Genomic DNA, 13,588 nt, shown 5'->3' with positions numbered 1-13,588 from the left:
ATAATTCTTCAAAGAAGCTATAATAGTAAATAACTTTTTTATGAGGTGAACGATATGGAATTAGCAGATATCAGGAATGAGCTTGAGAAATCAGCTAAGAAATTAGCGGACTTTAGGGGGTCTCTTTGACCTCGAAAACAAGGAAGCGCGTATAGCGGAGCTGGATGACAGCATGCTGGCTCCGGATTTCTGGGATGACCAGCAGAAGGCACAGGTAGTCATCAATGAGGCAAACGGGCTGAAGGAACAGGTCAATGTGTTTCATGAGCTTTATGAGACGTATGAGAACCTTGATCTGACATATGAGCTTGTGCGAGAAGAAAGCGATGCGGAGCTTCAGGAAGAGCTTGAGAAGGAACTGAAAGAATTCACCGAGCGCATGAGTGAGTTTGAGCTTCAGCTTCTTTTAAGTGAAGAACACGATAAGAATAATGCGATTCTTGAACTGCATCCTGGCGCTGGCGGAACCGAGTCACAGGACTGGGGTTCTATGCTCCTAAGGATGTACACGCGCTGGGCGGAAAAGCGCGGGTTCAAGGTTGAGACTCTGGATTACCTTCCTGGGGACGAAGCTGGAATCAAGAGTGTAACGCTGGCAATTAAGGGTCACAATGCTTACGGTTATTTAAAAGCGGAAAAAGGTGTGCATCGTTTAGTGCGTATCTCACCATTTGACTCTTCAGGCCGACGCCATACTTCATTCGTATCATGCGAGGTAATGCCGGAGTTCAACAACGAGATTGAAATTGAGATCCGCACAGAGGATCTGAAAATTGATACTTACCGTGCAAGCGGCGCCGGCGGTCAGCACATCAATACGACTGACTCAGCTGTTCGTATCACCCACTTACCGACGGGTGTCGTTGTTTCTTCTCAGGCAGAACGCTCACAGATCAAGAACCGTGAAACATCTATGAAAATGCTTAAGGCAAAACTCTATCAGCGTGAAATCGAGCAGCAGCAGGCAGAACTTGATGAAATCCGCGGTGAGCAAAAGGAAATCGGCTGGGGCAGCCAAATCCGTTCCTACGTGTTTCATCCTTATTCAATGGTCAAAGACCACCGTACTGGTGCTGAATCTGGTAATGTTCAGGCCGTAATGGACGGGGATATTGATCAGTTTATTGATGCTTATTTGCGTTCGAAGTTAACTTTATAATTTTATGGGATCCTCCGCCTGAGTTGGGCGGGGGATTTTTTAAATTGTAGTGTAGTAAATTCCTTTTGTTGTACCATGGGGTTTTAGGTCCATCTTTGATAATAGCTTTGTCGATAGTTTAGGAGAATTAAGATGGATGAAATGACGAAATTGCTTGTTTGTTAGGGTGGGGCTGATTATCAGAAAATAGTCTTCGATTGCCTGTTTGTGTGCATCCTTAGCTGTAGCGCCGCAATGAGTGCAGTTCCAAGTACCAGCATATCGTTCCATTGCATACATTGAACAGGAAGGACATTGGACACCTGTAAGGAAATCTTCAGATGGGATTTTAAATTGATGAAGGTGTGAAGGTGAAGGCTCATCACTCCGGAGCAAAACATTGCTGATTTTTTTATGTTCTTTTACAGATAGGACTTCTCTTTTATATTTGGAAAGGAAATCTTCAATTTTAAAGATGATTTTACCCGGGGGACAAACGCGGTTGTATACTTCAGGATCATTGTGAGGATTTCGTAACGCAGTTGAAGGATTGCTGCTAAAAACAAGATATTCGATCGGAATGTGCGGAAAGTGATTAGTTTGCAGCCATTTTTGAAGAAGCAGTCTATGTCTCTTTGCCTGTAGGAGGGGGTCCTCAAATGTATCCGTTTTATCATTAAGGCTTCGGTCCATTTGATTGAAGGGAGCATTAAAAGTTAGAGTACCCGCCATGTTTTTGGCTTCGATAATGAGGGCGAATGCTGGGGAAAGCAGCAGAGAGTCGATTTGAAAGTGGTTGCTTCCTGAGCTTAAGCGAATACCTTGGAAAATGTGAAATTGTTCTTCGTGAATCAAGCTAGTGTAGTAATCGAGAGCCTCTTCGCCTTTATGGCCGGCCCATGCTTTCATTTGATCTTGAAGAACTTCATTACGTTTTGAATGAATCGGGGGCAATCTCCTTAAAACAGCGTCGTTAATCAGTATTCTTAGTGGAAATATTCTTTTTTTAACTATCAATGCAGGTCATCTCTTTTCCGTAAAATAAGTTACACCCTAAAAATTCGGATTAAGCTTGTTAAAATCCTGCTTGTGGAGAGTCTTTGATAACTTATTTTGGGCCGGGAAAAGAATCGCTACAGTTTGAAGCTTATTCGCTACGAAAAAAGAGTTAATCGCTACGAAAATCACAGGAATCACTACGGAAAAGGCAATAATCGCTACGATTTTAACCATAATCGCTACTTTTACCATCTGATGGAAAGATCCGTAATCATTCCCCAAAAAGATTAATTACTTTACCATCATATCATCAGCGAAAAAAAAAATGACTACAACGGCCAATCTAGAATGATAACTAACTATTATCGAGATCGGAGTATAGACTCAAAAAAAGACGACCCACAAAAGGGGCCGCCTGCAATCATCATTCGTATTAGATAAACAAATTCAATCCAGAATCCTCAGCATCACCAAGGTAAGCAGCGACACCGCCAATTTCAACTCCGTTAATGAGCTCTTCTTTTTTAATTCCCATGATGTCCATGCTCATGCCGCAGGCTACTAATTTGACACCGGCATCCATGGCGTTTTTCATCAAAGTCTCCAGGCTGTCGACGTTTTTGTTTGCCATGACCGTTTTGATCATCTTGGCTCCCATGCCGCCCATGTTCATTTTAGATAGCGGCAGGTCGCTCGGGCCTTTTGGCATCATCATGCTGAACATTTTGGCCATCATGTCTTTTTCAGCTGAAGGTGCGTCGTTGCGCTTCAGGATGTTCAGTCCCCAGAAGGTGAAGAACAATGTTACTTCTTTGCCCATTGCCGCAGCACCGGATGCAATGATGAAGGTTGCGATTGCTTTATCAAGGTCTCCGCTGAACACGACCATCGTTGCACCATTTTTAGCAGGAGTTGGAATTCCAGTCGGAACCTCTGCAGGAGCAGAAACAGCATTCACAGGTACCACGACACTGCCCTTCATGATCTGCGCCTTAAACTTCTTGTCTTCAAACTTATTGCTGACAAGTCTGTTGCCAGTCTTGTCGCACCATGCTTTAATGTCTTTTGCAAAGCCAGGGTCTGTCGCGTGGATCTCAAGCACCTCGCCGTCTTTCATATCGCCAATTGTCTTATACACCTTCATAATCGGACCTGGACAGGATAGGCCGCAAGCATCGAGAGTCGTTTTTACAGTCGGTGGTGTAGCAGGTTCTCCGACAACATCAACAATAGGAGTTGCCGTTGACAGCCCCACACCAACTTCTGCACCACCAGCACCAATTTCCTCCAACGCTTTACGCTGCGCAACACCATTATCACTAATCGGTGTACCGCAGTTTTCGCTAGCATCTGGCTCATATACACAAGAGTAAGTTTTATACCCTCCATCCAGATTGCGCACCTTGAAACCAGCCTGCATCAGAATACGCGTAGCAAGGTAACCGCGGAGGCCGACCTGGCAGTATACATAGATGTCCTGGCCACGAGGAATTTCATCCAGACGTTCACGCAGTTCACCAAGCTGAATGTTCACAGAGCCTTCGATCATGCCCATGTCACGCTCGATTGGTTCGCGGACGTCGATCAGGTATCCTCCGTTTGCAAGGATGTCATTGATTTCATGCCATTGTACTGTTTCCACAAGTCCTTCAGCAATATTTTTAGCTGCATAGCCAGCCATATTGACTGGGTCTTTTGCAGATGAGTATGGCGGTGCGTATGCCAGTTCAAGGTCTGGCAGGTCAAAAATTTTCATTCCGCCTTTGATGGCAGTCGCCAGCACGTCGATACGCTTATCTGCGCCATCGTAAGATACAGCCTGCGCACCGAAGATTTTACCTGTCTCGCGGTCAAAAATTAATTTTAACGCGATCGGGAAAGCACCAGGGTAGTAGCCGGCGTGAGAACTTGGGTGTACATGCACGACATCATAAGAGATGCCAAGTCGCTTCAAAGTCTTTTCGTTGTTGCCTGTAGCCGCCACGGTCATGTCAAAAACCTTAGCAATTGAAGTACCAAGAGTACCCTGGTATTTTGAATCGATCCCGTTGATATGGTCAGCGACGATGCGTCCCTGGCGGTTGGCAGGCCATGCAAGCGGAATGTGAGTCGCCTGGCCGTTGATATAGTCCTTCACTTCAATAGCATCGCCGATTGCGTAGATGCTTTCGTCAGCAGTCTGAAGGCGTTCGTTGACACGGATCGCCCCGCGCAGGCCAAGCTCAAGACCAGCTTCCTTAGCCAGCTTGCTTTCAGGTGCCACACCGATTGCAAGAATCACCAAGTCCGTCTCAATCTGTTTTCCGCTGTTCAAGTTAATCAGCTTGCCGTTTTGTTCAAAAGAGTTAACACCGTCTTCAAGAACAAGGTTAACGCCTTTTTCACGAAGGTGCTGATGTAAAATAGAAGCCATTTCGAAGTCGATTGGCGCCATGATCTGGTCAGCCATTTCAACTAGAGTAACTTCTACACCGCGCTCCCAAAGGTTTTCAGCCATCTCAACTCCGATAAAACCGCCGCCGATGACAGTTGCTTTACGAGGCTTTTGCTCATCAACATACGCTTTAATTTTGTCTGTGTCGGGGATGTTTCGCAATGTGAATAGTGCTTCGGCTTCAGCGATACCTGGAATAGGAGGCTTGATTGGGCTTGCTCCCGGTGATAAAACTAAGACATCATAGTTTTCTTCATAAGTTTCGCCTGTTTTCAGATTCTTAATTTCAACCATCTTGCGTTCACGGTCGATGCGAGTAACTTCACTTAAGTTACGGATATCCATGTTGAACTTTTTAGACATGCCTTCGACCGTTTGCACAAGCAAAGCGTCACGTTCCTGGATCGCACCACCGATATAATATGGAAGACCGCAGTTTGCGAAAGAAATATATTCACCGCGTTCGATCATCACGATTTCTGTTTTCTCATCTAATCTTCTTAAACGTGCTGCTGTTGTAGCTCCACCAGCAACTCCACCAACGATTACAACTTTTTTAGCCATTCTGATTACCCTCTTTCGGAGAATTTATATATTCGAATTTCGTGATTTAATTTTTGTACACCGATTAGTAAATCAATATTGTGCCGCTGAGCTTCCTGTAATCATTCCCGCCTTTTTCAGTCTGGCCAGATGCTGAGAAGCGGTTGATTCGGAAGCTTCAATTTCCCTATAAAGGAAGTTGGCATTATAAAGCATGCGATTGGATTGGCGATTGATTTTAGCAAATCGAATGAATTCTCGTAAAAATCCACTTTGCTGGTAAGACTAATCATGTAATCGCCTCCTTATACGTGAAATATATCACAAATTTTTATTACGGGTAAGGGTATTTGATGAAACGTCAAAAATTGTTCATAATTTCACAAACTTAAAGAAGGAAAAACACATTTTAAGTTGCAATTTTTAAGAAACCGGGTTGTTTCTATATAAATTGTTTAGCCTCCGCAACAAGGTGACTCACTAATATCAAGAACTTCTTTTACTCCTTTAACACGGTGCACTACTAGCGTTTACAGCATATCCGGCACATGCTATACTCACTCACGGCAAAAGGTGAATTTTCCATCAGGAGGAATTATTTTCACTCTTACTGATGAAGGAATCGGAGCTTTACTGGAGTTAATCCAAAATACTTGATAGATTTAACTATAGTAAAGCGGCGATTAATTAAAAAAGGGGATAGAAAGTTGAAAAAGAGGCGGAATCATACATCAAATCCAACTTTAGAAAAGCTGATCGAGTATGTATATGTGTTAATTGGATCAGGTATTGTCGCAATTGCCTTCAATGTTTTCCTGCTTCCAAACCGGGTAGCTTCCGGCGGGGTGAGCGGGATCAGTACCATTTTGGATGCAACCATTGGCTGGGAGCCTGCTTATGTGCAGTGGGCTTTTAATATCCCTTTGTTTATCGCAGGGGTTGTTTTACTTGGGCGTCAATATGGGTATAAAACTCTTGCAGGGACCATTTTTCTTCCATTGGTTGTATTTTTAACAAAAGAGTGGGACCCGTGGACATTGGATCCCTTGCTTGGTGCGTTGTTCGGCGGAATTGGTGTTGGCTTAGGACTTGGAATTGTCTTTCGCGGCAATGCGTCAACGGGGGGTACAGACTTAGCGGCACAGATCATTCACAAGTTCACGGGTCTCTCACTTGGGACCTGCGTTGCGCTGATTGATGGTTTGATCGTCATATCAGCAGCTATCGTATTTGATATTGAACGAGGGCTTTATGCGCTAATAGGGCTTTATGTGACGAGTAAAACGATCGACCTTGTACAGGTTGGAATTGGGCGATCCAAGATGGCGATGGTCATTACAAACCGTCAGGAAGAAGTTCGTGAAGCCATCTTGCATAAAATTGACCGTGGTGTGACAAAACTATCAGCATACGGCGGCTATACCGATCAGGAACGGCCAATTATCATGTGTGTCGTTGACCAAACAGAGTTCACGAAATTGAAACAATTGGTCCAATCCATTGACCCTGCTGCATTTGTCATCGTTATGGATGCTTCAGAGGTATTGGGCGAGGGTTTTAAAAGGGCTTAGTATTGGTATAAAATAGCTGTGTATGTAAAATTTTCTTAGGGGGAGTTATGGTGAAGAAGAAATTATTAGCTCTATTAATGGGAACCTCCTTAGCACTTGCAGCTTGCGGTGGCGGCGGTAACGACGAAGCTGGCGGAGATAAAGCAGGTGCCGATCCAGAAAAGCTGTTTAACCAGAAATGCTCAAGCTGCCATGGCGGCAATCTTGAAGGCGGAGTAGGACCAAAGCTTAGCGACGTTGGATCACGCTTATCTCAAGATGAAATTGAAAGCACAATCGCAAACGGAAAAGGCGCAATGCCTCCGAAGCTATTAGAAGGCGACGATGCAAAAGCAGTAGCAGAATGGCTAGCAAGCAAAAAGTAATAACCGCTCCAATGAAACGTCCTGAAACCCAGGACGTTTTTATTTTTGCATGCAAAACTTTACCACTTTAAAGTGTCGGGGGTCAGACCCCCATCGCGTTAATGCTTTAAAGTCCGGGGGGGCAGACCCCCAATGCGTTAATGTGCTAAAGCTCTTCCTCTTCAAACTTTTTAGCTATACATAATTTGTCAAACTGTGGTCACGGGATTGTAATAAAACTGAAGATTTAACTTTTTAGAAATTCCCGTTAAGTCGCTAAGAACCGCGCTAACTAGCTATATAGCTCTATAAAATGGTTGTAAAAATGCTAGATTAATCTAGCATTTAAGGAAGTAAATGGTTATAAAATCCTGTTTTGAAAAGAAACTGTAATAAATAAAAGGGTTTTTTTGCTATAAATAGATGCTATAATAGGTTTGTTACAAATTGTCGAGATTAGCCGATTGATAAGACTAACTATCTAAGGTGATACAGAAATGATTGATATGCAAGATGTATACAAAACATACTCAAACGGCGTAACTGCCGCTAATGGGATAAATGTTCATATAGATCCTGGTGAATTTTTATACGTGGTAGGACCGAGCGGAGCTGGGAAATCTACTTTTATAAAGATGATGTACCGAGAAATTAAGCCAACCCAGGGCACAATCACAATCAATGGTGTGAACCTTTCCAAGCTTAAGGCAAGCAAGGTTCCTTTGCTCCGGCGCAATATCGGTGTTGTCTTCCAGGACTTTAAATTGCTGCAGACTCTTTCAGTCTATGAAAATGTCGCATTTGCAATGGAAGTAATAGAAGAGCAGCCTCAATATATCAAGAAGCGTGTCATGGAGACATTGGAGCTTGTTGGGCTGAAACACAAAGCGAGAGCGCTTCCTACGGAACTGTCGGGCGGGGAGCAGCAGCGTGTTGCCATCGCACGTTCAATAGTGAACGCACCGAAAGTAGTCATTGCGGATGAGCCAACAGGAAACCTTGATCCAGAAACTTCTTGGGAAATCATGAACATTTTTGAAGAAATTAATTTAAGGGGAACCACCATAGTCATGGCTACCCACAACAAAGAAATCGTCAACACAATCAAGCATCGCGTCATTGCGATTGAAAACGGCAGGATTGCCCGTGACGAAATGAAAGGTGAATACGGATATGAAAGCTAGAACCTTCCGCCGCCATGTCCGTGAGAGCTTTAAGAGCCTCGGCAGAAATGGTTGGATGACGTTTGCGTCGGTCAGTGCCGTAACGGTTACCTTGCTTTTGGTCGGTGTCTTTTTCGTCATTATGATGAATCTCAATAAAGTAGCATCCACCATAGAAGAGGATGTAGAAATACGCGTCCACTTGGATGTGGCAGCGAACGACAAAGATAAAGCGGTGCTGGAACAGAGAATCAAACAAGTTCCAGGGATCAAAGATATTAAGTTTTCTCCTAAGGAAAAAGAGCTTGATAATTTAATTGAGAGCATGGGTGACGAAGGAGAAGCTTATAAACTTTTTGAACAAGATAACCCTTTAAATGATGTGTTCGTCATAAAGACGAAAAATCCAACCGATACAATGAAAGTTGCCAAGCAGATTGAAAAATTTGAATACGTCGCCTCTGTCAAATATGGGCAGGGCAAGGTAGAGCAGCTTTTCAGTTTTATAAAAATAAGCCGGAATGTCGGCCTTGTATTGATCGTAGGACTTCTTTTTACAGCGATGTTCCTGATTTCCAACACGATTAAAATTACGATTATGGCCCGCAGGCGTGAAATTGAAATTATGAGGCTTGTAGGGGCAACGAACAACTTTATCAGATGGCCATTCTTTCTTGAGGGATTGTGGCTGGGGATACTCGGGGCAATCATCCCGATTGGAGTCGTTTCAAGTGCGTACTATTATGCATACGATTTCCTCAATGAAAAACTGAAAGACCATTTCATTAAATTGCTTGAATTCAACCCGTTTGTTTACCAATTATCAGCGATCCTGATCATAATGGGCGCAGCGATTGGAATCTGGGGAAGTCTCATGTCCGTCCGCAAGTTTTTGAAAGTGTAATTAGATAACTAGTAAACACTTAATAACCAATAGACGATAGATAGAAAGACAAAGTTACGAAACTATCAAAAGTATGAGAGGGGTATAGTTCTAGTGAAAAAACAGATACTCTCACTAGCAGTAGTCAGTACTTTAAGCCTGGGTTCCCTAGTAAGCCCAATAACATTCGATCATGCATCGGCTGCTAATATTTCAGATTTAAAAGCACAAAAAGATAAGCTTGAAAACCAGCGCTCTGGTGTGAACCAACAAATCAAGCAAAAGACAAATAAGATTGGTGAGCTTCAATCTGAGCAAAACTCTATTGAAGCACAAGTGGAAAGATTAGATTTAGCTGTTGAAGATGCGACCAACAAAATCACAGCCAAGAATGCTGAAATTGAGACTACAAATAAAGAAATCGAAGTTTTAAAAGGCGAGATCGTTGTTTTAGAAGAGCGAATCGCAAAGCGGAATGAATTGCTTAAGGACCGAGCTCGTTCCCTGCAGCTTAGCGGGGGAACAGTAAGCTATATGGACGTCCTGCTGGGAGCTCAAAGCTTCAGTGATTTCATTGACCGTGTCAGCGCGGTGACAACAATTGTCCAAGCTGACAAGGATATCCTTGAACAGCATGAAAAAGACAAGAAAGAGCTTGAAACGAAGCAGCAGCAAGTAGAATCAAAGCTCGCATTGCTTCAGCGAATGAAGCAGGATCTAGTCGGTTTAAAAGATGGTCTTAATGCCAAGATCCGCGAAAAGAATAAATTAATGGCAAAGCTTAAGCGTGAAGAAAAACAATTGCACACAGAAAATCTTAATTTACAAGAACAAAATGAAATTTTAGCTGCGCAATCATCAGCAATTCAGAAAGCGATTCAGCTGGAACAGCAGCGTCAGGCTGCAGCAGCGGCTGAACGTGCGAGACAAGCTGAACTTGCACGTCAAAGGGCTGCACAGCAAAGCAAAAACAGCGGCGGTGGCGGAAGCTCAGCACCTGCGGCAGTACAACAGTCAGCACCACCTGTATCAAATGGAATGTTCATGTGGCCTGCAAATGGAAGACTTACTTCTGGATTGGGTTCACGTTGGGGAGACTTCCATGCGGGTATTGATATTGCCAATAAAGCAAGCGGCGTACCAGTTGTAGCTGCTGCGGATGGCGTAGTAATCCGTTCTTATTATTCTTCGAGCTATGGTAACTGTATCTTTGTTGCTCACTCAATCAACGGACAAGTTTATACGACTGTTTACGCACATATGAGCAGCCGTATTGCCAGCAGCGGTCAAGTAGTGAATAAAGGCCAGCAAATTGGTGTAATGGGCAACACTGGACAATCATTTGGACAGCATTTGCACTTCGAATTACACAAAGGCGAATGGAATGCAGCTAAATCGAATGCGATTGACCCTATCCCATACTTGAATTAAAACTTAGGAAGAGACTTTGTCTCTTCCTTTTTTGTTTTCCCGGATTCCAGCGAAACAAACTTGGAAATTATACCATTTCGCACCTGAGCGCAAAAATTAATCCTTCATACCCTGTCCACCTTCGTCATATAATGGAAAGCAGATTAATAGAAAATTTTACGGCAGAGTAGAATGTTTTGCGGTAAACAGGGAGGAGCATGGCAATGGAACGAAAGTGGATTGCCTTTTTAATGGCGGGTTCACTGCTCACCGGAGCAGGTGGTACATATGCCGGAATGCAATGGTATGAAAGCAATACGGGTATCTTAGAACGTCAAATTGTACCGCCGCCAAATGCTGATATTCAGTCCAACAGTCCGGAAAGTCTTGAAAAAGTCGAACAGGCATACAGCTTGATTTTTAACAGCTATGTAGAAAAGGTCGAAGAAAAGAAGCTAGTTGAAGGCGCGATTAAAGGGATGCTGTCTACATTGGAGGACCCTTATTCTGTCTATATGGACAAGGAAACCGCCAAGCAATTCAATGACACCCTGCAGTCCTCATTTGAAGGGATTGGAGCCGAGGTCAGTACGGTGGATGGGAAAATCATGATCGTCTCACCATTCAAGAATTCTCCAGCGGAAAAAGCAGGACTAAAACCGAATGATCAAATTCTGAAGGTAGATGGGGAAAGCATTGAAGGATTGGATCTTTATGAGGCAACCTTGAAAATCCGCGGCAAAAAGGGAACAGCAGTAGAGCTGGAAATCGAACGTAAGGGCTTGCGAGAGCCTTTAAAGGTAAAAGTAGTGAGAGATGAAATTCCGCAAATCACAGTCCATTCAGGTTTGAAAAAGGTGAACGGCGAAAAGGTAGGTTATCTGGAGATCACCTCTTTTTCCGAGGATACATCTAAAGAATTTTCGAAGGAGTTAAAAGCGCTTGAAAAAGAAGGAATGGATTCTTTGCTGATCGATGTCCGCGGCAATCCAGGAGGTCTGTTATCGAGTGTGGAAGAGATATTAAGAGAATTGATTCCAAAGGATAAACCACTCTATCAAATCGAGGAGCGAAGCGGGGAAAAGACGCGCTATTTCTCTACTTTGGAAAAAGAGAAAGACTACCCGATTGGTGTGCTCACGGATAAAGGCAGTGCTTCAGCATCTGAAATTTTAGCAGGTGCACTTAAGGAAGCAGGAGGCTACCCAACCATTGGCGAGAAAACGTTTGGCAAGGGGACGGTCCAGCAGGCTGTACCAATGGGCGATGGCAGCAACATCAAGCTGACGCTGTTTAAATGGCTGACACCGGACGGGAACTGGATCCATAAAAAAGGAGTAGAGCCAACGGTGAAAGTCAGCCAGCCCGCTATTTTTAACACCCACCCTATCCAGGTCGAAAAGCCACTGAAGCTCGATTCGAACAATGAACAGGTGAAAAATGCCCAGGAAATCCTCTCCGGCATAGGCTTTGCGCCTGGCCGCCAAGATGGATATTTCAGTGAGGAAACTGAAACGGCCGTTAAGGCCTTCCAGCGAAAAAGCGGCATGAAGGTAACCGGTGTGATTGATGCTAAGACGGCAACAGCACTTGAAGATGCAGCAAGAGAAGAGATGAAGAAGGAAGAAAATGACGTCCAGCTGCAGACCGCATTGCGGCTGTTGGCGAGATAAAAGATAAGCGTTGTCCCTCAGATTATTCGGGGGACAGCGCTTTTTGTCTTTGGTAGAGGATTTTTTTGCCGCTGGTCGTAAAAGAAAAGAAAAAAATCCCATCAAGAATTCAAAACTATTAATAGGTTTTAGGTTCCAGATTTGATAGAATTAGCTTAATATCATACTAAAGTTTAAAGGCTGGTGACATAGGGGTGGCACAGGATTGGTTCATTGAACTTCTAAAAGGGACGGGTAAGCTTATGCTTCACCCTGTGTTTTATTTATCTATATGTTTAGCTTTGTATCTTGGAATATCAAGAGTGAAGCGGGAGCGGAAAAATTTCACTGTAAGGGCGATGGATGCTTATTTTGAACTTAGACAGCTATTTCCGGTAGGACTGCTGATTGGGCTTATCATTTCTGTCGTTACTATAGCGGCTGGCATACCGATTCCGTTTGCCGCCATTCTTTTAGTAGCTGCTTTCACGCTGCTGCTTAGCCTGACAACGGAAATCAGGCTGCTGGCGCCTGCTTATACGATTGGCGCAGCTTTTTTTACCCTGATCTTTTTATCAGGTAAAAAGATTTACATTCCATTTATAGGTGATTCATTTGCGAGTCTGGATGAGAAAATCTATCCATCCATCGCTATTGTTTTAGCGTTATTGACCATCGGTGAAGGTGTGCTGATTTTACGAAACGGTAAAAAGGGAACGTCACCTAAGTTAGTAAAGAGTAAACGAGGCCAAACAGTTGGTGTTCATGAAGTAAAACGTCTTTGGATGGTCCCGGTATTTCTCTTAATTCCGGGCGATGTGCTGTCCATGCCGTTCGAGTGGTGGCCGGTGTTTACGATAGGTGATCATACATATTCATTGCTGCTTGTGCCATTTGCGATTGGGATGCAACAACAAATCCAGGGAATGCTGCCGACAGAGGCCGTTCATCAATTGGGCAGCCGGGTGATGGGTCTTGGAATCTTAATTGCTCTCGTTGCTGCAGCAGGCTACTGGTACCCGATAGCATCCATCGCTGCTGTCGCGCTAGCGATCATTGGACGGGAAACCTTAACGTTAAGCCAGAGGATACAAGAAGACAACAGGCCGTCCTATTTTTCAAAAAAGAATCATGGTGTCATGATCCTCGGCATCATTCCACAATCCCCTGCAGATAAAATGGCCCTAGGAGTAGGTGAATTAGTCACAAAGGTCAATGGCAGTACAGTCCATGATGAAAAGACCTTTTATGAAGCACTTTCGCGCAACGGAGCACATTGTAAACTCGAAGTTCTCGATACAAACGGCCAGATCCGTTTCGTACAGAGGGCATTGTACGAAGGCGATCACCACGAGCTTGGAATCCTTTTCGTACAGGATGAGAAGAAGTGGGACAGCGCGGTGGTGTAGATCAAATCAGCACCATACTAAAATAAGTTTAATAACAAGCAC

At 43.9% G+C, this 13,588-nt stretch carries 12 protein-coding genes; 8 read left to right on the top strand and 4 right to left on the bottom strand.

Annotated elements, in window-relative coordinates:
• Window positions 1-54: 54 nt before the first annotated feature.
• A protein-coding gene (gene prfB / locus AABM38_RS21675; protein ID WP_423408228.1) for a peptide chain release factor 2 occupies window positions 55-1,159 on the top strand; the annotation gives its coding sequence in 2 pieces (ribosomal slippage) (window positions 55-126 and window positions 128-1,159; 1,104 coding nt in all).
• Between the two features lie 39 nt (window positions 1,160-1,198).
• On the opposite strand, the gene AABM38_RS21670 is transcribed toward prfB, so the two are convergent.
• From AABM38_RS21670 to AABM38_RS21655, 4 genes are all read right to left on the bottom strand, one after another.
• On the bottom strand, window positions 1,199-2,155 hold the full coding sequence (locus AABM38_RS21670; protein WP_423408227.1) for an NERD domain-containing protein: 957 nt from the start codon (window positions 2,153-2,155) through the stop codon (window positions 1,199-1,201).
• Between the two features lie 36 nt (window positions 2,156-2,191).
• The gene (locus AABM38_RS21665; protein WP_423408226.1) at window positions 2,192-2,371 is read right to left on the bottom strand and encodes a hypothetical protein; all 180 of its coding nucleotides are present in this window, start codon (window positions 2,369-2,371) and stop codon (window positions 2,192-2,194) included.
• 199 nt (window positions 2,372-2,570) lie between these two features.
• Window positions 2,571-5,135 (bottom strand): CoA-disulfide reductase, encoded by a 2,565-nt coding sequence (locus AABM38_RS21660; RefSeq protein ID WP_423408225.1) that lies wholly within the window; start codon window positions 5,133-5,135, stop codon window positions 2,571-2,573.
• 72 nt (window positions 5,136-5,207) lie between these two features.
• Complete coding sequence (locus AABM38_RS21655; RefSeq protein ID WP_423408224.1) at window positions 5,208-5,330, bottom strand: ArsR family transcriptional regulator; 123 nt, start codon at window positions 5,328-5,330, stop codon at window positions 5,208-5,210.
• Window positions 5,331-5,821: 491 nt separating this feature from the next.
• Between AABM38_RS21655 and AABM38_RS21650 the strand changes: the two genes are divergently transcribed.
• The 7 genes from AABM38_RS21650 to AABM38_RS21620 all read left to right on the top strand — a co-directional run bounded on the left by AABM38_RS21650 (window position 5,822) and on the right by AABM38_RS21620 (window position 13,546).
• Window positions 5,822-6,685: a YitT family protein gene (locus AABM38_RS21650; RefSeq protein WP_423408223.1), complete on the top strand. Its 864-nt coding sequence runs from the start codon at window positions 5,822-5,824 to the stop codon at window positions 6,683-6,685.
• 50 nt (window positions 6,686-6,735) lie between these two features.
• A complete protein-coding gene (gene cccB / locus AABM38_RS21645) occupies window positions 6,736-7,050 on the top strand; it encodes a cytochrome c551 (protein ID WP_335378526.1) in 315 nt (104 codons plus the stop codon).
• A 476-nt stretch (window positions 7,051-7,526) separates the two neighbouring features.
• A complete protein-coding gene (ftsE, locus tag AABM38_RS21640; RefSeq protein WP_335378507.1) occupies window positions 7,527-8,213 on the top strand; it encodes a cell division ATP-binding protein FtsE in 687 nt (228 codons plus the stop codon).
• Window positions 8,203-9,096, top strand: a complete 894-nt coding sequence (gene ftsX / locus AABM38_RS21635; RefSeq protein ID WP_423408222.1) for a permease-like cell division protein FtsX — start codon at window positions 8,203-8,205, stop codon at window positions 9,094-9,096. The genes ftsE and ftsX overlap by 11 nt, the downstream gene beginning before the upstream one ends.
• 93 nt (window positions 9,097-9,189) lie before the next feature.
• Window positions 9,190-10,506: a murein hydrolase activator EnvC family protein gene (locus AABM38_RS21630; RefSeq protein ID WP_423408221.1), complete on the top strand. Its 1,317-nt coding sequence runs from the start codon at window positions 9,190-9,192 to the stop codon at window positions 10,504-10,506.
• A gap of 203 nt (window positions 10,507-10,709) precedes the next feature.
• On the top strand, window positions 10,710-12,158 hold the full coding sequence (locus AABM38_RS21625; protein ID WP_423408220.1) for a S41 family peptidase: 1,449 nt from the start codon (window positions 10,710-10,712) through the stop codon (window positions 12,156-12,158).
• Between the two features lie 194 nt (window positions 12,159-12,352).
• A complete protein-coding gene (locus AABM38_RS21620) occupies window positions 12,353-13,546 on the top strand; it encodes a PDZ domain-containing protein (RefSeq protein ID WP_423408219.1) in 1,194 nt (397 codons plus the stop codon).
• Window positions 13,547-13,588 lie beyond the last annotated feature (42 nt).

The sequence above is a fragment of the Heyndrickxia sp. MSNUG genome, assembly GCF_049532715.1.
GTDB lineage: Bacteria > Bacillota > Bacilli > Bacillales > Cytobacillaceae > Mesobacillus.
This window is presented reverse-complemented; position numbering and strand designations above follow the sequence as displayed.

Bases quoted from the DNA above. Each gene is read 5' to 3' on its own strand.
- AABM38_RS21665 (WP_423408226.1), bottom strand. From the start codon at position 2,371: ATGGTTAAAATCGTAGCGATTATTGCCTTTTCCGTAGTGATTCCTGTG.
- AABM38_RS21660 (WP_423408225.1), bottom strand. From the start codon at position 5,135: ATGGCTAAAAAAGTTGTAATCGTTGGTGGAGTTGCTGGTGGAGCTACA.
- AABM38_RS21655 (WP_423408224.1), bottom strand. From the start codon at position 5,330: ATGCTTTATAATGCCAACTTCCTTTATAGGGAAATTGAAGCTTCCGAA.
- ftsE (WP_335378507.1), top strand. From the start codon at position 7,527: ATGATTGATATGCAAGATGTATACAAAACATACTCAAACGGCGTAACT.
- ftsX (WP_423408222.1), top strand. From the start codon at position 8,203: ATGAAAGCTAGAACCTTCCGCCGCCATGTCCGTGAGAGCTTTAAGAGC.
- AABM38_RS21625 (WP_423408220.1), top strand. From the start codon at position 10,710: ATGGAACGAAAGTGGATTGCCTTTTTAATGGCGGGTTCACTGCTCACC.